Source organism: Zhongshania borealis (genome assembly GCF_039539625.1).
Taxonomy (GTDB): Bacteria; Pseudomonadota; Gammaproteobacteria; order Pseudomonadales; family Spongiibacteraceae; genus Spongiibacter; species Spongiibacter borealis.
Genome location: NZ_BAABDM010000005.1, coordinates 156,787 through 175,799, shown reverse-complemented (window position 1 = coordinate 175,799; position 19,013 = coordinate 156,787). Strand labels below are relative to the sequence as shown.

Annotated in this window: 19 protein-coding genes; 12 read left to right on the top strand and 7 right to left on the bottom strand. The window is 47.8% G+C overall.

What is annotated here, in order from left to right; all coding sequences use genetic code 11:
• Positions 1-39 precede the first annotated feature (39 nt).
• The 4 genes from ABD836_RS13870 (at position 40) to ABD836_RS13850 (ending at position 2,635) form a co-directional block, all read left to right on the top strand.
• Positions 40-429 carry a hypothetical protein gene (locus tag ABD836_RS13870; RefSeq protein ID WP_344936979.1) on the top strand — a complete coding sequence of 130 codons (390 nt, stop codon included), beginning with the start codon at positions 40-42 and terminating at the stop codon, positions 427-429.
• A gap of 418 nt (positions 430-847) precedes the next feature.
• A complete protein-coding gene (locus ABD836_RS13860; protein WP_344936976.1) occupies positions 848-1,087 on the top strand; it encodes a type II toxin-antitoxin system ParD family antitoxin in 240 nt (79 codons plus the stop codon).
• Positions 1,087-1,380 (top strand): type II toxin-antitoxin system RelE/ParE family toxin, encoded by a 294-nt coding sequence (locus tag ABD836_RS13855; protein WP_344936974.1) that lies wholly within the window; start codon positions 1,087-1,089, stop codon positions 1,378-1,380. The genes ABD836_RS13860 and ABD836_RS13855 overlap by 1 nt, the downstream gene beginning before the upstream one ends.
• Before the next feature lie 1,081 nt (positions 1,381-2,461).
• On the top strand, positions 2,462-2,635 hold the full coding sequence (locus tag ABD836_RS13850; RefSeq protein WP_344936972.1) for a hypothetical protein: 174 nt from the start codon (positions 2,462-2,464) through the stop codon (positions 2,633-2,635).
• Between the two features lie 264 nt (positions 2,636-2,899).
• Here the strand turns inward: ABD836_RS13850 and ABD836_RS13845 are convergent, their stop codons facing one another.
• The 3 genes from ABD836_RS13845 to ABD836_RS13835 form a co-directional block, all read right to left on the bottom strand.
• Entirely contained in the window at positions 2,900-4,045 is a 1,146-nt protein-coding gene (locus tag ABD836_RS13845) for an acyl-CoA dehydrogenase family protein (RefSeq protein WP_344936970.1), read from the bottom strand.
• A gap of 57 nt (positions 4,046-4,102) precedes the next feature.
• The gene (locus ABD836_RS13840; protein ID WP_344936968.1) at positions 4,103-4,879 is read right to left on the bottom strand and encodes an enoyl-CoA hydratase/isomerase family protein; all 777 of its coding nucleotides are present in this window, start codon (positions 4,877-4,879) and stop codon (positions 4,103-4,105) included.
• Positions 4,880-5,213: 334 nt separating this feature from the next.
• Complete coding sequence (locus tag ABD836_RS13835; protein ID WP_344936966.1) at positions 5,214-5,507, bottom strand: hypothetical protein; 294 nt, start codon at positions 5,505-5,507, stop codon at positions 5,214-5,216.
• Positions 5,508-6,288: 781 nt separating this feature from the next.
• Between ABD836_RS13835 and ABD836_RS13830 the strand changes: the two genes are divergently transcribed.
• Together ABD836_RS13830 and ABD836_RS13825 are read left to right on the top strand one after the other, a co-directional pair.
• Positions 6,289-6,918 (top strand): hypothetical protein, encoded by a 630-nt coding sequence (locus tag ABD836_RS13830; protein ID WP_344936964.1) that lies wholly within the window; start codon positions 6,289-6,291, stop codon positions 6,916-6,918.
• 416 nt (positions 6,919-7,334) lie between these two features.
• Positions 7,335-8,735, top strand: a complete 1,401-nt coding sequence (locus ABD836_RS13825) for a hypothetical protein (protein ID WP_344936962.1) — start codon at positions 7,335-7,337, stop codon at positions 8,733-8,735.
• Positions 8,736-8,942: 207 nt separating this feature from the next.
• On the opposite strand, the gene ABD836_RS13820 is transcribed toward ABD836_RS13825, so the two are convergent.
• Positions 8,943-9,902, bottom strand: coding sequence for a DMT family transporter (locus ABD836_RS13820; RefSeq protein WP_344936960.1), 960 nt, complete (start codon positions 9,900-9,902; stop codon positions 8,943-8,945).
• Positions 9,903-10,101: 199 nt separating this feature from the next.
• On the opposite strand from ABD836_RS13820, the gene ABD836_RS13815 reads away from it, so the two are divergent.
• Positions 10,102-10,386, top strand: coding sequence for a SemiSWEET family sugar transporter (locus ABD836_RS13815; protein WP_344936958.1), 285 nt, complete (start codon positions 10,102-10,104; stop codon positions 10,384-10,386).
• A gap of 348 nt (positions 10,387-10,734) precedes the next feature.
• On the top strand, positions 10,735-12,180 hold the full coding sequence (locus ABD836_RS13810; RefSeq protein WP_344936956.1) for a coniferyl aldehyde dehydrogenase: 1,446 nt from the start codon (positions 10,735-10,737) through the stop codon (positions 12,178-12,180).
• Between the two features lie 396 nt (positions 12,181-12,576).
• On the opposite strand, the gene ABD836_RS13805 is transcribed toward ABD836_RS13810, so the two are convergent.
• From ABD836_RS13805 to ABD836_RS13795, 3 genes are all read right to left on the bottom strand, one after another.
• The gene (locus tag ABD836_RS13805; RefSeq protein WP_344936953.1) at positions 12,577-13,779 is read right to left on the bottom strand and encodes an acyl-CoA dehydrogenase family protein; all 1,203 of its coding nucleotides are present in this window, start codon (positions 13,777-13,779) and stop codon (positions 12,577-12,579) included.
• 50 nt (positions 13,780-13,829) lie between these two features.
• Positions 13,830-14,954: an acyl-CoA dehydrogenase family protein gene (locus tag ABD836_RS13800; RefSeq protein WP_344936951.1), complete on the bottom strand. Its 1,125-nt coding sequence runs from the start codon at positions 14,952-14,954 to the stop codon at positions 13,830-13,832.
• A gap of 68 nt (positions 14,955-15,022) precedes the next feature.
• Positions 15,023-15,970, bottom strand: a complete 948-nt coding sequence (locus tag ABD836_RS13795) for an NAD(P)H-dependent flavin oxidoreductase (protein WP_344936949.1) — start codon at positions 15,968-15,970, stop codon at positions 15,023-15,025.
• 709 nt (positions 15,971-16,679) lie between these two features.
• Between ABD836_RS13795 and ABD836_RS13790 the strand changes: the two genes are divergently transcribed.
• From ABD836_RS13790 to ABD836_RS13775, 4 genes are all read left to right on the top strand, one after another.
• Complete coding sequence (locus tag ABD836_RS13790) at positions 16,680-17,621, top strand: hypothetical protein (protein WP_344936947.1); 942 nt, start codon at positions 16,680-16,682, stop codon at positions 17,619-17,621.
• Positions 17,622-17,758: 137 nt separating this feature from the next.
• Positions 17,759-18,157 (top strand): cupin domain-containing protein, encoded by a 399-nt coding sequence (locus ABD836_RS13785; protein ID WP_344936945.1) that lies wholly within the window; start codon positions 17,759-17,761, stop codon positions 18,155-18,157.
• Positions 18,158-18,277: 120 nt separating this feature from the next.
• Entirely contained in the window at positions 18,278-18,685 is a 408-nt protein-coding gene (locus tag ABD836_RS13780) for a DUF4267 domain-containing protein (protein WP_344936942.1), read from the top strand.
• 37 nt (positions 18,686-18,722) lie between these two features.
• Entirely contained in the window at positions 18,723-18,998 is a 276-nt protein-coding gene (locus tag ABD836_RS13775) for a putative quinol monooxygenase (RefSeq protein ID WP_344936940.1), read from the top strand.
• Positions 18,999-19,013 lie beyond the last annotated feature (15 nt).

Sequence of the window (19,013 nt, the reverse complement as noted above, 5' to 3'; positions counted from 1 at the left end):
GCTTGCTGTTATCAAATCACGCTATCGGCTACTTATAACATGATTTATTCACACCCATTCACGCCCTACCGGCTCGCTGTTGCCATACTGCTATTGGCAACTGCACCGGGCCTAACTGCCGATACGCTCAGCAAACAGTACGTCGGCCGTTGGCAGGTGAACCGCATCATGCAGGAACACAAACTGCCTTATTACCCGCGCGGTTGCGATGCAGCTAAAGACATCCGCGAAATCGTCGCCATAAAACCCAACACTATTGAAATTCGTGGTGCAAAGCAGCCCCGCACTTATCAGGTAGGGCAAGACAATAGTGGCTATTTTTTCGAGCACCGCGGACGCACTAAAGTACTCTGGGAAATTCCTGGTGACACCTTCCTACACGGTGCAGGTACGTATTGGAATGCCTATCGACGCTGTACTGGCGACTAAACGACCGAGAGTATCGCTGACATAAAAAACTACTAGCGACAAATTCTGGACGGGCTTCCGGCACACTTCGATCTTGAATAATTCAGCAAACGTATAGCATCAAGAGTCGCTGACCCGAATGAACCAGGAGCACTCTGCCGCATCTAAATGGCCGGCAAGTTCACACCTCTGTTTGCTCCGCTATCTCCAATGTGTCGTCGAGCTCCATACCTAAATACCGCACTGTACTATCCAGCTTAGAATGACCAAGTAATAACTGAACTGCACGAAGATTGCGTGTACGCCTAATTTAATGAGTCCCGTACGCCGTGCTATCAAGTCCGATCATCGAGCCCTAACGCCACAAGCAGCCGCGCAGCCTTGCCTTGTTATGGGTGTTTTGGCAGAATATACCAATATTTGGTAAAGGAGGCTTTCCATGGCTAGAAATACCAGCATTACGCTTGGCCCCCACTTTGATGAATTCATTGCTGCCCAGCTTGAAAATGGCCGCTATGGCTCCGCAAGCGAAGTGGTTCGAGCAGGATTGCGCTTGCTTGAAGAGACTGAGAGCAAACTTGAAAGATTGCGGCGCCTCTTGGATGAAGGCGAGCAAAGTGGGATAGCGGAGTATTCGCTTGAAAGTGTTATTACCGAACTGGATAACGAAGTTCACTAATGCTTCCATTCCTACTCACCTCCGCCGCTCGAAAAGACATAATTGATATTGGCCGCTTTACCACTGAGAAGTGGGGAAAGCGTCAGCGCGACAAATACCTCAAGCAACTTGACGATGCTTTTAGGATCCTTGCTCGACAGCCGGAGATTGGCCGCAATGCGGAAGACATAAAGCCAGGATACAAAAAGTTTAGCCAAGGCAGTCATATCATCTTTTACCGAGCCGGCACAGAATCCAAGATTGTCGTGATCCGCATTCTCCACAACAGCATGGATGTGGAACAGCACCTCTAAAACCCATAACGCCGCCAACAAGCGACCGTTTGTAGTGGAGCAAAGCGCAACGAAAAATGGGTCGCCTTGCTTGGCATTGTTAATGGTACAGACTCTTATGCCTATTCGGGGCAAGCTCAATATTAGTCACAAATATGTATCCCGCACGCCTCCCACTGCTAGCCCCTTCAGATGTTTCTTTAGCGCAGAGTTTGAGGAAAATACGTAAACGTAAAAGTAAATATAATTAAATTAGGAAGGCAATACAGACACATAGCTAGTCGCTGATGGCGCCACAGAGACTTGCATTACCTAGCAGTCGCTCCGCGCTGAATCAGGCGCGAAGCGTAGGTGCCCAGCACTACCGCGCCAAGCTGAGATTACTACGATACAACCATTCGAAGACGCCCAACCCTGCGACAAATACGGCTTCCAAGATAAGATGTGCAAGTCCAAAGATACTCGCTGTGTTCAAGTACTTAAAGACCCACAACACACATAGAATCCCCCACAATATGTTACCGATGACCAGAATACAGAAAAGCCAAAATGGTCTAATTTCTCGAATTGCCAGGGAAAATGAAAACATACCATAGGCGAAATTCATAACGCCAACAAACACGATGAACATCACAGGAAGGCCATAGAAAACCGAGAACCACGCATGGAACAGCGTAACAACAATTCCTGCAGTCATACCACCTATACAATCAATCCACAAAATCTTTGTCGCACATTTCATTTGCAAGTCGATTCCAGAAAATAGCGCTTGGATTTACAGATATAGGCTCCACTGGGGGCACACTTCATACTAAAAACCCTGAACATTCGATAAGCAGTATCTTACTTGTCTTTTTAGAGTGTCAAAAGGCGAATTGCGCTCTAAGCTATCATTTCTACAATGACCTACTGGGGGCGCCACAGACACACAACGGCAGGCTCCGGTCATGAACGCCACCTTCCGTAGAAACGCCTAACGAGCGCTAATTCTGAGTATCGACATGGCCTAAGCTTACTGTGTAATGATATTATTCGTGAACAAACTATTTAAGCCAACTAAATCCATGACGCTTTGCGCAGGGATTCAGCACTAGGACCAAGCGTGACAGAAAAGAAAGAACCGCCAGTCGTACTCGTTCGTACATGGATAAACTTACTAACTTCCAGTGAAGAAAAGGAAGTCAAAGATAGGGCGGCGGAGATGTTGCTGAACGCTTTTGGAAACATGAAAAACGCTGTAGCATTTGCAGAGAGACATCGAATCCGCTTCCCTTGATTTTAGCGGCTATGGTATGACGCACTGACTATTGTCCAGTAAGCTCAACAGTATCGTCGAAATGCCTACCTTACGCTGGGAAGCCCATAACCATATTTCAGTATTTATAAACAGCTGATTATGGGGAGGGTCGCGCTGAAATAATGCGACCTTTCCCCAGTGGACTTACACTGCCATGAGTAATGCACCTAATCCGAAAGCTAAAATACGCAGTGATTACTACTAAGCCTCAAATGCAAAACACTTAAATTTAAAATGATCTGCTTACCGACCAACCACCGAGCGAGCAATAACTTCACGCATTATTTCTGATGTTCCGGCGTAAATAGTTTGTACACGCGCATCGCGGTATAAGCGCGAAATAGGATACTCGTCGGTATAGCCGTATCCGCCGTGTAGCTGCAGGCACTCATCAATAACTTTTAAACACATTTCCGTAGACGACAGCTTTATAATCGACGCGTGCTCGGTGGTCATTTTGCCTTCTTTAAAGAGTCCAATGTACTTCTCTAATAAAGCTTTAGATAATTCTATTTCTGTTTTGCAGGACGCCAGCTTAAACCGGGTATTTTGAAATTGACTAACCGCTTGCCCAAAGGCTTTGCGTTCAGTCACATAACCGGCGGCCAGCCCTAACGCACACTCAGCCAAATAAACAGCTTGGGTGGCACAGCCCAAGCGCTCTCTTGGCAGCTCTTCCATGAGGTAGACAAAGCCTTTGCCCTCCTCGCCCAGCAATGCATTTGCGGGGATACGCATATCAGAGAAAAACAGTTCAGCGGTATCGCTGCAATGCTGCCCCATTTTTTCAATCTTTTTACCGCGAGAAAATCCAGGCAACGATGTATCGACTAGGAATAGGGAAATACCTTTTGACCCAGCACTCGGGTCAGTCTTTGCGCATACAATCACGAGGTCGGCGTGTACGCCGTTAGTGATAAACGTTTTAGAGCCGTTGAGAATATACTCATCGCCATCTTTCACTGCATTCGTGCGCATACCCGCTAAATCACTGCCTGCGCCCGGCTCAGTCATCGCAATCGCCGCAACAATTTCGCCACTGGCCATTTTGGGTAGCCACTGCTCTTTTTGCTGCTCAGTGGCAATATTATTGATATAGGGCGCTACGATATTGCTGTGGATGCCGTAACCACTGGCGAGCGACAGAAAGCCGAGTTTGGCCATTTCTTCCTGAATCATCATGCAAACGTCTACTTCTGCACCAGCAGTACCATATTGTTCCGGCATATCAACCAGCAGCAGCCCAGCGTCACCCATGGTCCGCCAAAACGCTTTTGGCATGATATGTTCGCGCTCCCAGTCATCATAGACAGGCACCACTTCCTGATTTAGGAAGCGCACCACCATGTCACGAAACATCTCAAGTTCTTCACTATTTACAGCGGCCATTATTATTTACCTCAATATTTTTCATTAAATCAACAGTACGCACCAGCAATAAACCGGCTAGCGAAACTCGGCAAGACGCGCGGCAGTATCGAGAATATCGGTGTACTCGGCTGACAACTCTTTATCCAGCGCCTCATCAATCGGGTATCCCTGCTGTGCCATTCGATACAAATCTTTCATCGCCGCGACGGCCCCGCGGGAATTTCCGGCAATTTGAGCAGCGCGAGCAGCAACTAACTCGTCCAACTCGTCAGGTCCGGCAACGGAACTGTTAGCGATACCGAGCTGCACGGCTTCGTCGCCTTTAACCACTCGCGCAGTATAGGAAAGCTCCTTAGCTTTGCGAATACCGATGGCTTGGGACAAGGTCTGAGACATACCCCAGGTCGGCCGCAGACCAAATCGAGTATGAGTGTCACCAAATCTTGTGGTGTCGGTGGTATAGATAAAATCACAGTGCAGCGCCAGCTCTAACGCACCGGTAAAGCAGGCGCCGTGAACCTTAGCAATCACCGGCACCCGGCTATTGCGAATAGCTTGATAGGCTTGCTTGGCCGGGCCGTCAAAAAGATCCCCGATGCGCCCAAACGCCGGCTCGATATCCTGCAGTACTTTGAGATCCACACCGGCAGAGAATGCGCGCCCCGCGCCCTGCAATACAATCACTGAAACTGATTCATCAGCACTGGCTTTGTCGACTAACGACGCAACACCAGCGAGCATTTCTGGGTGCAGGGCATTCATGGCTTCTGGCCGATTAAAACTGATGCTCAAAACGCCATTATTCGATTCGGTTAACAACTTCTCAGTCACTTTTTGATAATGTGTGCTCATGATATTTATTCCAATTTTATTGTTACCAATTCTGCTGGTGATTTGAAAAATTATTCAGCAAATGACTGGCAGTGGTCGATCAACGCGGAGCCATTCCACGCGTTAATTCAAAAAAATCAACAACCCCCTTGAGGATTATCCAACCTGTTTAAGCAGAGTAACCTCTGCATTTTAACTCGCCCATTTTTCAGCATGTATTTGGCCATACTAGAGATGCCGTTCAGGCGCCTGAGGCCTTACTAGGCACTAAATAACGTTAATATTCAGCTGCGGGCAACATAACACCATTGATGTCATTTTCAAGCGCCCAGCGCAAACCTGCCCTATTCCCCCATCACTCCCATATCCCCAATTGTTCCAAATCGAGAGATCTAAAATCCGGTACCCATTCGCGTAGCGCCAAGTATAAATCTTTTGCTTTATGGATAGGGATCGGCTCCATCGACATCGCTCGCTGCATAAACCACAACGGTGCCGTGTTGAAGTCGAAATCAACGAGATAGCACCCAGAGTAGTAATACCCCGAAGCCTCCCCCGGATCGAGGAGCATATACCCCGGATCGATTTCAACGAAACCACGACTCGTACCTTCCCGATAAATGTGCCAAATCAATAGCGTTACTAACATCGTCATCTCCTTTGTATCATGACGATATCAACGTAACGCTTTGAAAAACGCCGTCAAATTAGCGTGCATTCTGGCGCTGAGCCACAAATGACGGGGCCTAACTACATTCATTCAGCAGTCAAACAGGCCTCTCAGACTGGGCAACAGAACGAGAACATCTCAATAAGGATTGCTTAAAGCCGAATTGGTTAACAATTGCTTCGGCCGGATCTCGGATAGAGCGCCCAGATTAACTAAGAGTAAGACGCCTAAAATTCGAAATCCTCGGCTAAAAGTTAGATCAGTACGCTTATTTATCGATTGCAAGTATAACTATTGACCTGATCACATTCACTATGCTCATACACTGGCTATATGGTCAGCCGCGTATTGAATCACCCATCTCTTCAACTCCGGATAGTTATTTCCCTATGAGTTCCGTATTCTTCGGTGGCAAGGAAGGCGTGCGAAAACTTTGGGAGTCGCTGAGCTATTTAATTACAACCCCACATTGCGATTCTTCCTAAACAATACCATGGCCATAATAGCGGTAGCCAGGGTATGATCTCATGGCCTAAAAGATGGCGAATGAGCAACAATTCCGGCTGAGAGATTTCAACCCCAACCATCTTTCTAAATGGGGAAAAGCTTCCCCGGAGTCCGCAGGTCGTCTCAGCAATAGCGTTTGCTGTACCACTCGCGCGCATGAAGAATGGGCATCAACTGTGGTTAAATACTCAGTACACAAAATATGGAACTTCGCGACTAATACGCACTACAAACACACAAGGAAGGTGTGACTATGAAAAAGGATTTTATTCGACTTACATTTCTATTCTTACTATTTATCAGTGCAGCGAATGCACTGAACTGGAAGGACTTCATAACCGTCAACGGTAGGCCCCTTTCGCAATCAGACGAGGAGCCCGAAGTTCCCACGGTGGAAGGCGAGAAAATTAATGAGATGCCTTCGCCAGCTAGGCTAACCAAACACTATTGCTATACACTAACGTACAGTGATCGCCCCGATAGTCGCGACCCGCGCTGGTGTGAGGGAATGACGCTGGAAGGTGGGCAATGGCACGACGTACCCGATATAACGACCACGATTCCGGTCCGAGTTGATCTGTCTTACGTTCGTGCCAAGCGCTTTTTGAAGTTTGAAGACCCAGACGATCAGGCGACAAATGCGAATAGCAGATACAACAGTAACACGCACGAATGGGATGGAATCCAAGGCACGTATTACCGCGTAAAGGGCACTTACGGTGGACCTCGTACCAAAGATCCAATTCTCTGGCGTGCACCGTATGAAGTAGAGTTTGAGGCGGTTAGCGAAAAAGAAACCAAAGTGATCTTAAAATATAGAGTGTACGGCCGAGACGTCGAACCCAGCCTATTTCGCCACCAGCTAATGGATGCATTACAGTAGGCGTGAAGCGAGCATTGAAGTCGGGGCGGTGTACACTTTCATATTCAACATGATATGCCCAAGTAATTATCAACATAACCCGCCCCGCTGACGATTAAAATTGCCGACAATATATCGCGCGGAAAATTATTTCGTCGTGAAGGCCAATATTCAAACGCCCCCATTCAACCTAAGAATAATTTGGTTTCACACAACCAAACAGCTGTAGAGCCCACCATGTTTATGACTACCTAATTGAAAATCAACATGGCACTTTCAAAGATTAGCCTATTGCACAATCAGATCGCTCAAACTCTGGAATCATCCTAGCCCATAAACTACTATACTCTAGCCTTACCTGCGCGAGCAGTGAAGTGCAATATTGCGTAAACGGAAAGACTCTAATGATTTATGGATAAACAGAATACGGAGTATTTATGTACAGAAAGATGAATAACATTATGCGTGGCCTCACTTATTGTATAGTCATGACACTAACTCTCACCGCGTGTGGAGGAGGAAATAGTAATAACAATGCATCAGCCCCAGGAATAGATGAGACTGATGGATGGACCCCAGCTAGCACATTAACAGGAGTTTTTTTTGATTCGCCTGTTCAGGGGCTGACCTACGAAACGAATACGACCAACGGCATCACTAATGCCAACGGGGAGTTCACTTACCAGGCCGGTGAGTACATCAGTTTCAAACTCTATGGCAATTTGATTGGTACTGTAGCAGCGGGCGACATCATTACCCCGATGGACCTACAAAATGAAACCCACAATCAAGATTACTTCCTCAACATTACACGCTTGTTTTTGACCCTGGATACTGACGGGGATACAACAACGCTGCAACTGCCCAATGCGGAAAATTCCATCATTGATTTCGACCAAAAAACCGAAGACTTTGAAATTGATCCAGCTGTCACTAGCTTCGTGCAGGCCAATGCCAACACTTCCTTAGTAGGCGCTGCCGATGCCCGTGCGCACTTGGCGATATCGATCAGTAACAACGCCGGTGACTATGTAATCAATCTCGACGGGAAAAGCGCTGTCAGCTTATTGAGAAGTAGTAGATGCCTACACTCAGTCGGTGGCCTATCATATGAATTCAGCCCAACAACCGTCTCTGGCGAAATCGCGGACATATGGAACGAAACATGCGGATTGGAGGCCACACCAACACCATTTTCTGAAGCATACGATAATCGCGCGGATGCTTGGTATAACTGCGAGAATGCACCAATCTGCACCTATGAAGAATTAAACCGAACATACAGCGGCCTAGACGCTGATAATCGCGAAGTTGAAGTCCTAATTTCACATCGAAAGGGGTCGAATGGCATTCTCGTCGTAAAACAGTTTGTCGCTACCGGCCGTGAAAGTAGAGAGTTAATCGCATTTTCTCACGAGAGTGTTATGGATTTTAATGGCCGAACAGCACAAAGCATCATAACCTCCTCCAAATGCAACCCTGATAAAACGCAAGCTGGTTACACTTACCAAATTGAAAAAACAACCGTAGACTTCAGCGGAACCGACGGTTTTAACTCATATGGCGGCTATGACAACTGCACTCTAGCCCCAACGGAGACAGGGACTATAGATCTTACAAAAATTGGAGTTAGCCATAGCTTTCCGTTCGACTGCAACGACGACACAACCTGCACATTCACAGACCTTAATAAAGTTGTCACGGGCATAGATCCGGATGATCGACCGTTTGTTATTCGACGCCTGCACGTTACTGGCAGTATCTACATCACTCAAATAAAGGAATCGAAACGATCTGGTAGCCAGTCTTTTTCCGAAACAATCATATCTCTCCATTAACTCGGCATAACCATTTTTTAGATTGACTCTGCTCTGATTTCTCACGCGAGATCAGAGCATGAGACCTATTGCATATCACTCCATTAACCAACATCCAACTTAGGTATAGATCACGAATTAGACCGAACATGCGAGAGGCAAAAATCGTATAGGTTAATTACCCTCGATGAATACGCCGATATCGAAGCAGACCTAGAAAAACTCCAATCACGACCGCAGAACCTGCCGTAAAAACTGCTGTACCGCGCGCCCCCGATTTACGATCAACGCCAGAAAAATCAACAGGCAACCCACTAATTGTATTGCAGACATACTTTCCTTAAACCACATGGCCGCGATCAACGCTGTCCACACGGGCTCAAGCACCATAATGACCACACCATTGCTATAGGGAGAAAGACTCTGAGCATAGGTTTGTATATAAAAGCGCATCGCCGTGCCAATGGTGGCAGAAAGCATCACCCACAACCAAACCATTGGCGCTGAAACCAACGCTCCAACTTCCCACTTTTCCGTCAGCGCTGAGAATATTCCCGTAACGATACCGACAACCATCAGTACCAAGGTAGTCAGCAGGAGCACCGGTACTTGTGGCGTATTCCGTGTTAAGCCATCCCGCGCTGTTTGCGAAATTGGGTTTGCCGCGCGGGCATTGAGATTAAAATAGACCGCAAAGAGGCTTGCTGCTGACAGCAAAAGCAACTGAGCGCCCTCTAATTTCAGTTCTTGATTGAGCGACAACAGTGCAAGACCACAGCAGGCTATTGGCAACGCGAGCCAGGTGCTCTGCGGAACGGCCTCTTTAAAGACTATTCGCGCAATAACGGGCACCAGCACAACCGCCAAGCTAACTAAGAACGCGGCCTCACCCACATGGTTCGACGCCGCGAGTCCAAGGACCCATAAACTCATCGCAAAACCGAACACAACACCAACCTTGGCGCAGCGCCAAAGGATGGCAGAACTAAGCACACGTAACTGCTTTCGCGCCACCAGTGCCAACAATGCGGCGGCAATAAGAAAACGCGCCGACATAAACAACAGCGGCGGCATAATGGCCACAGCTTCCTTGGAAAAAATCCAGCTTATCGCCGCAAGCAAAGTAACCACAACGAAGAGCAGGTCTGCAGACATTGTGCCTTTAAAATCGGCGCGCATACGTTTCATAATCTACTGTTTAATCCCTGTAAAAAGGTGGGCCATTTCGCGCAATTCTGTTGACCTATAAATCGCCCATAGCGTGTCAGGCTTTTATTCCTACACAACATACTGCGCTTTGGCAAAAAGCCTGTAAATATGTCGCGATTCAGGGGCCGGATGGTGAGAAACTGGGATTTAATCAGCTTCTTTAATCAGGAACCAAATCTTGGACAACACCATTTCGGTCATTGGCATGGCGGCCGCTGCCTGCACAATCATTTCTTTCGTGCCGCAGGTCGTACATATACTAAAAAGCAAAGATACCGCCGGTATCTCAATTACCATGTACTCTATATTTACTTTCGGTGTATTACTCTGGATTATCTATGGCTTTGCTATCGGAGATATGCCGGTATTAGCAGCCAACCTAGCAACCCTAATACTAACACTTTGCGTACTGACCCTGACCCTTACCCGCCGGTTCGGCGCAGATCGCCGCCCAAAAGGCTAAAGCAGCCTAGAGGGAAGGATCTCGCCTGGGTGACCTAGCAAACGACGTATAGGTGCCCCCCAACCACCAGCAATTACCCGATTTTTCGGAACTTAGTGCAATATTTCGCGATTTTCTCGCATTTCTGTATTATTCACCAGATAGGCCAAAACACAGCATAGGCACCAATTAGCCTGCTTGCGTGTTACATTGCCTATCGGCGCTTAAAATCGCAATAAGACGAATTCAGGCCTAGTGGTATATCCGAGAAACGGCAGGGCTATGATCGAACTCGCTGGCACCGCAGTAATTGCTAGTCGCTCAGAGATCAGGCCCAGTTGATCATAATCAGAACGGGGGTTTAATAGCATGAACAGTAGTGTTGAGATATCCGAACATATTGAGCAAAAAACGATCCTGCAAACCGCATTCGATGCACAGCGAAAAGCCTATCTCGCCGCACCCGTGCCAGATTTCGCACAGCGCAAACAAGACCTGCTCGCCCTGAAGCGCATGATTAACGAAAACCGCGACGCAATAGTCGCGGCAATCTCCGAGGATTACGGCAATCGCTCGCGCCACGAAAGCTTGTTCGCCGAGATCATCACAGTCACCGACGGCATAAACGGCATCATCAAGAAAATGAAGGGTTGGATGAAGGTCCAGCGTCGCCACGTTGACATCATGATGTTCCCTGGCGCCAAAAACCGCGTTATTCCCCAGCCACTGGGCGTAACCGGCCTGATCATCCCTTGGAATTTCCCCATTAATCTAAGCATGACGCAAATTACCGCCGCCTTTGCCGCTGGTAACCGCGTTATGGTGAAGATGTCTGAAAACTCCATTGCGCTCACCCGCCTGCTCATTTCTTTGGTGCCGAATTATTTCCCGCCCGAAAAGTTAATGTTCTTTGAAGAAACCGGCCAAGTCGGCATTGAGTTTTCAACACTGCCCTTTGATTTACTTGTGTTTACTGGGTCAGGGCAAACCGGTCGTGCAGTCATGGCCGCAGCGGCCAAAAATCTTACCCCTGTGGTACTCGAGTTAGGCGGCAAAGCACCTGCGATTGTCGACCCCGATTACCCGCTAGAAAAAGCGGTTGATCGCATTTTATTTATCAAACAGTTCAACGCCGGGCAGATCTGTACCAACGTCGATTATGTGTTTGTTCACGAAAACAAAATTGAAGAATTTGTAAGCGCGGCACAAACCTGGGTGAACAAACATTGCCCAGATATAAACAGCCCTGACTACACCTCGATTATTGATAATCGCTCCTTGCAGCGTCTTGAAAGCACACTCGAAGACGCGCGCAGCAAAGGCGCGCGAGTGATCAATTTACACGGTGAGCAAACTAGCGACCCCGCAACACGCAAAATGCCGCTGCACTTGGTATTAGATACCAGCGCCGACATGAACATTCGTAGCCGCGAGACCTTTGGGCCATTACTCTTGGTCATACCTTACAAAGAACCCGCCGACGTCATTAACTATGTAAACGCCCACGATCGCCCTCTAGCGATTTATCCGTTTACCAATAAGCGGGCACTGCAGGATCTGTATATTGAGCGCATTATGTCTGGTGGCGTAACGGTGAACGACGCACTCTTCCATGTTGCCCAGCACGACATTCCGTTTGGTGGCGTTGGTCCTAGCGGCATGGGTCATTATCACGGCTACGAAGGTTTCGTAACGTTCTCTAAATTGCGTCCAATATTCTATCAAGCGTCGTTTTCGCCCATGCGCTTCTTGCGTCCGCCCTACGGAAAATTTGCCACGCAATTTTTCGACTTTATGGTGAAATTTAAAAGCTGATAGCTAAGTACTTATAATTTCCGCATACATACAGAGAATCTATTTTATTGATTACATCTTGATGTGATGGCGCCAATTAAGGCGCCATTTTTTTTGATTATTTAATTCCAATCTTGTCGCCTAAATCAACATTACACCCAGAACAAACCCTGAGTGCATTCCCAGCGATGCCGTTTCAGTACTCAAACGTTGAATTTGCGCAGTAAACTCTCTATTTTTTCGGCCTTCCAATAAAAGGCGAGTGGAATAGCCACCGTCACCATCACTAAACCGCAGGCTAAGAGTGCATTTAACATCGGCATATATCTCCTCTGTTTAGGGCTCGTGCCAAAAAATCCACAATCCAAGCTCATCATAGCGCTAAGTCCATCTACCCGAAAGAGCGACGCTCGAACGCTACTTCAACTCACTGGAGTTTTTGCCCAAAATCTGCCGCGCAATAATCAATTGCTGTATTTGCTGGGTGCCTTCGTAAATATCGATAATTTTCGAATCCCGCGCAAACTTCTCCAGCAACTCCGCTTGGCTATAGCCCAACTGCCCGCAAATCTCGACGCATTTTAAGCTTACTTCGTTGCCCATACGGCCCGCTTTCGCCTTCGACATAGAAGCGTTCATAGAGTTTGGCTGACGGTTATCGGCCATCCACGCGGCTTTCAATACCAGTAGACGGGCAGACTCCCAGTCGGCCTCTAGGCCATAGAGATCGTTTTCAATGGCAGAGAGCTGATGGTAGTTCTTGCTGTAGTCCAGTGTTAGGCCCTGTTCTTTCAGCAAGTCTAGTGTTAAATCTAAGGCCGCACGGGCCAAACCAACCGCCTGCGCGGCAACGATGGGCCGCGTGTTATCAAAGGTTTGCATTACCCCGCCAAAGGCCTTTTTGCGCGCTTCAGCGGTCTTGGCGATTTCAGGGTTGCCAAGCAAGTTAGCCTTGGGCACCCGGCAATTTTCAAACACGATCTGCGCCGTGTCGGATGCGCGAATCCCGAGCTTATGCTCTACCCGCGTTACTGTCATGCCCGGCGTCCCCTTGGGCACAAAAAAGGATTTAATGGCAGCCTTGCCCATCGTGGTATCAAGTGATGCCCACACCACAACTTGGCGGCAGCGGTAGCCATCCGTTACGAATATTTTTTCACCGTTAAGCACCCACTCCTCACCGTCTAGCGTTGCCGTAGTTTTAATATTCGCGGAATCCGAACCACAACCCGGCTCGGTGATCGCCATGGCGGCAAACAGCTCGCCCCACTCCGCTTTTTGTTCATCGCTGGCAACGGCCTCAACAGCCGCATTACCAAGACCGATGGTAGGCATGGCCAGAAACAATCCCACATCACCCCAGCACATTGCTTCGGTGGCTACCGTCATCCGCATATTATTGCCGTTGCGATTGCCCTCTGGTTTGCTGGCGCCCTCCTTCTTGCTTGACGATGATCGGCCTGCTTTTAACAGTGCACCTAGTTCCACCAATTCCTCGGGCAGTTCTTTTTGCTCCAAAGAGTCGTACTTACGGGAAATCGGCCGCAAACCGCCCTCTGAAAATTGGCGCATCAGTCCGGTTAAATCTTGTAAATCTTTAGGGAGTTCTAAATTAATCACGCGGTATTCCTTTTTATAATTAGGCAGGTCATGAACTCAATAAGTCCGACTCAAGCAACCACTAAACCAGTGAGAATGGCGAGCGCCCGTAAATTCCGGTACCACAATTCAACGGGGTGCTCTCGCGTAAAACCGTGCCCGCCCAATAACTGCACGCCATCGGTACCTATTTTCATACCCACCTTGACCGCTTGTCGGTGTGCAAGATACGCCATTCGACTGCAATCCAAGCCCTGCTCGGCTTGCGACGCCGCGCGATACACCATTAAGCGCAAACCCTCTAGCTCCGTGGCCATGTCGGCGACCATAAACGCGACTGACTGGCGATGTGAGATCGGCTCACCGAAAGCAACGCGCTCATTTACGTAGTCTTTTACGTAGTCCAATACCGACTGGCAGGTGCCCACCGCCAGCGCTGCCGTTGCGATACGGCTTAGCGACAGAAATTGCTCAAGATCAAAATCATCCCTTAACACGGCGTCGGCGGGTAGGGCGACATCGCTAAAGTTTGCGGCATACAGTGGCAACGGCCGCAGCCCCATATATTGCTCACGCGTAAAACTGCAACCCGCCAGCGACGGCGCCAATAAAAACCCGCGGGTTCCCAAAGACTCACCGGCAGTGCTCACCGCCTTAGCAAAAACCAGCAGAAGCTGGGCCTCAGGTCCAAAGGGCAGCAGACTCTTTTTACCGGACAAATGCCAAGTCCCATCAGGCTGCTGCTGCGCCGTCGCACTTAGATTTGCCGGATCACAGCTAAGGCCAGGCTCCAGTAAGGCGATCGCCGCCGGTGCAAATTGATCAAGTAATAAGGTGTCCGCCACGCGAGTTTGCTGAGCGCTAGTGCCCCATTTCATCACAGTGTTGATCACCGCGAGTGGGGCGAGAACCGCCAACGCCATCGACATATCACCCTGAGCGAGATCTTCAATCGTCAGGGTATTGGATATCGGCTGGTGGCCGGCGCCCACACCGCCAAGCGCCTCCGGCACGGGCATAAAATTTAAGCCCAGCTCTACCGTTTTTTGTAGGAAATCATCCGGCAAGCTCGCCGCCTCATCTGCCGCGCGCGCTTTGGGCGCCATTTCCTCTGCTGCGAAGCGACGCATTACTTCGCGCGTCATGAACTCTTCTTCAGTGGGCGTTAAATCAAACATCGGTGCAGATTCGCTCATTACTTAACCTCGGCGGCGCCCCTTTATACGGGGCTATTATTGTTAAAAACACTGCGCCTGCGATGGCACTAGCGCAAGTATTGGGTACTCAGCTGCTTCATGATCTGGTGAAATTCGGTCATCGTCTCACTCAAAATGGCTTGTGCGGTTTTAACACTGTCGATGCGGCCGGCCACCTGACCAGACAATGGAATTGCCGCTTCCATGTCACCACCAAAATACAATTCATTCACCCCAGCAAAATGCTCCATGGCATTAAATTTACCCAGCGGTAAAAGTTGCTCGGTACGCTGGGTTCTTAGCGCACGCAGGGCTGGACGCGATGCTTGATTAAGAAAAACCGTATCAGTTTCTTTGGCACTAACAACCGCATTTTTCCAATTGTCGTGAACCGGCGACTCAGCGCATGCCAACATCCGGGTACCCATTTGCACGCCCTCGGCGCCCATGGCAAAAGCACCGGCCATCGACGCGCCATCAGATATGCCACCAGCGGCGATTATCGGCACATCTACCCGGCTGCGTATCAGCGGCAGCAATACCATTGTTGATACCGGACTGGGATTTTTAAAACCACCACCCTCCCCGCCTTCAACTACTAGGCCATCCACCCCCGCATCGATGGCTTTAAGCGCCATATCGAGTGTTGGCACCACGTGAAAGACGGTAATACCCGCCTCTTGAAATGCCTTGGTACACACATTTGGGCTGCCCGACGACGTGGTCACAAACTTAATGCCCTGCTCGATCACAAAATCGACAATATTCGTGCCCTTCACATAAGACAAAGCGACATTCATCCCAAAGGGCTTGCTGGTGAGTTCGCGCATTTTGGCCACTTCAATTTTTATATTATCGAGTTCTCCTGACGAGGTTTCGATGATGCCCAGCCCACCCGCGTTACTCACCGCTGCAGCCAAATGTGCCCGCGCGATCCAGCCCATTGGCGCCTGAATAATCGGGTACTCGGTGCCGGTCATCTCGGTAACACGGTTTTTTATTGCCAAGTCATTCATACAAAACTCCAATGATTTTAATTCTAGACGCACTCAAGACTCAGTAAACAACGTTTCACAATCTGTGCAATTCAGTACGCAGCCAACTCGCGCAATAGTTTCACTAAAAACACGGTCACCACTGATTACAACGACTGCTTCGGGCGCGTTTACTGACCAAGCTCAGCACGAGCCTCTACCTTATTCGATTGCGCTTTTCATACCAAAAGCCAGAGCAAGCCTAGCCAATCAAAATTGTATTGTCACTACTAATGACAAATTATATTTCACGCAGAGCGAGTACACACCCCAAAGCGCTAGAACGCGACCTAGGCGAGCGCCGGAACTACCCCGGATCAATCACGCAAGGAAAGCTTTGTAAGTTTTAAATCGATATTCGCCCACAAACTAGCCAAATCGTCAGAAAAACGAAATCTCCCCTTTTTCAGTAGCCAGAGGCTCACTACCACGGATTGCGTGGCGCCAACTTATTGATTATTAATGCGGCAGGTATATGATCAATAGAAAGGGAATTCAAAATTGATAGAGGGAGCTTGCCTTGTTAACACCGCCAACTAATTCCTCGGTATCAACTAAACCCATTGAAAAATATGGCTCATTCCATTTCCGTCCAAAATTCATTTCTGTGATAGGAGGCCAAAATGATATGTGGCCTCTGTCCTCATAATAAGCTGTGATTGTCTGACAACGAGAATCTTCGAAGGTCTATATGAAGGAAAGAATTTTTAACTGCTTTCTCTACACTGACGGTGAAAGAATTAGCCAGCTCGGTGTTGCAGTGCATGAAATGGATGGCTCTGATGAAGAAAAAATGGAATTCCTTAGAAGATCCGTGTCTAGCGACTGCTTAATAGCAGATATTGCCAACGTGCAGTCATGTATGATTGGTACTTCCGATGGCATATTTAAGTACTCGTCCTACATGGCGTTGGTGAGGGCGGGGCGAAGTATGGAGGTTTTTGAGGAGTTTTTCGCTCGCCATGATGCTCCTGAAAGCCCACTTTGCTGCATTACTCCAATTGTAAATGGTGAGGCGCAGATAGATGTCGCGCACGGGTATGAGCCATTCTATGTGAGCTCATTCGAAGATCATCCCAAACTCGGCAAGGGTAAGATGGCAGATTACCTGGAGTCTTACATCACGCCAGATGGCTTTGATATGCCTCGACTGCTAAACGACGATTACTTTATAGCAATAAAGCTACTTTTTAACGCAAAGCAATATGTTTCATGTATGAAGCTTCTTGTCTCATTCATCGATACGATCGCATATCTTGAGCTTGGTGATGTTAGTGGAAATTTCGTCCAATGGCTAAAAAAGTATGCATCAGTTGAAAAACTGGGGATTACCGAGCAGCAACTGTGGGAGCTCCGGAATTCAGTTCTTCACATGTCAAATTTGGATTCCAGAAAAGTTCTTTACGGAAAAGAAAAGAGAATTAGCTTTTGTGTCGCGAGAAGTGGATACATTCCAAATCCCGACCTAGACACTCAATACTTCAATTTTAAAGATTTAATAGATGAAATAGCACAGGCATTATCTCTGTGGATTAAGACATTCCAAGAAAGTCCCAACAAGATGCTTGTCTTTATCGAGCGCTATGACCGAATAATATCTGATTCAAGAAACGCTATTACGCATGCTACATGAAAACACCCTAACAATACGTGCCAGTCGGACAGTTTGTTCCGTGGCTGTTTTGTACTGATCGCTACGCTAGCGCGAAGCACCACTCCACAAACTGCCACCGAACTCTTCGTTAAACGTTTCGAGGGAACCACAGATCAATGAGCGTAAAGATCGGAAATATCCAAAACAAGTTCATCGTACACTCCCAGAATAAGGACGCGTTTATAGAGAAAAATGACAAAACTCTCTACGAACGCATTGGGCAGAAATACGAGGGATTTCGTGGCCACGACCTAATCGCTGGCTACGAATTCACTTCAGACTGGAACACATGGGAGGTTCATCCCAAAGGGGATGAAATCGTCTTACTGCTATCTGGAAAAATCACTTTCGTGCTAAGGCTACCGGATGGAGAAGAATCAATCACACTAGACGAACCAGGCTCATATATCATTGTGCCCAAGGGCATATGGCATACAGCAAAAATCAATGTAAAAAGTAAGCTGCTGTTCATTACCCCTGGCGAAGGCACGCAAAACAAAGAAGAGCCCGAATAAAAAGAAAGTTTAACAAGGCGCAGCGCTGAGCACGCTCGCGTGCAAGACTCGCTACTGTGTGGTTCACTTGTGCGCCAAGCCTTGGATTTCGCCGCAGCTCAACACCTTGAATGGAATAATATGAATAAGACATATAGTAAAGTGGGAGCCGTATTGGTTTTGATAATGGCTCTCCTGCAGGGTTTTTATGCCATTTTTTCTTACCTAGATCCTGCGGCATTCTCCGTCGTGAGAGGCACTGAGTTATTCGCAGCGAAGGATTCAGATTGGGTACAAATATATGGTTCACGAACGTTGTTTATTACGCTAGTTCTAGGGTATTTGCTATATGCTCGAAACTATTCAGCATTAATGTGGTGCGCCTTGTTTGGTACAGTCATGCCAATTACAGATGGGTTTCTTGCTTATGAAGCACAGGCACCATTTAGCGTTGTGCTTAAACATATCGCTACAATTGTATTTCTATTAGTTACTTTCACTATTTTAAAGGTCGCTATAAGTCAAAAATATAACGAGACCAAGCACTAGGATGCTCGCGACGTTATGCATCTAGAAGAGTAATTACATGGCAATAATCGTTGCAGGAAAATTAAAGTTAAAACGTGGCACGCGGGAAGAATTTATCAAAAAGTCGCTTGAGGCTGTATCGAAAGCAAGAATGCTCGATGCATGCGAAGATTTTTCCGTTTCACCAGATCCTCTTGATGAGAACAGGGTAAATATTTTCGAGAAATGGATTGCACGCGGCCCATTGGATGAATTCAGAAATTCCGGCCCAGACAATGATTCATTTTCTCTGGTAGAAGATTTTGATGTGAAAGAATATGAGATCAACTCATAACACCTGAGCCAACTT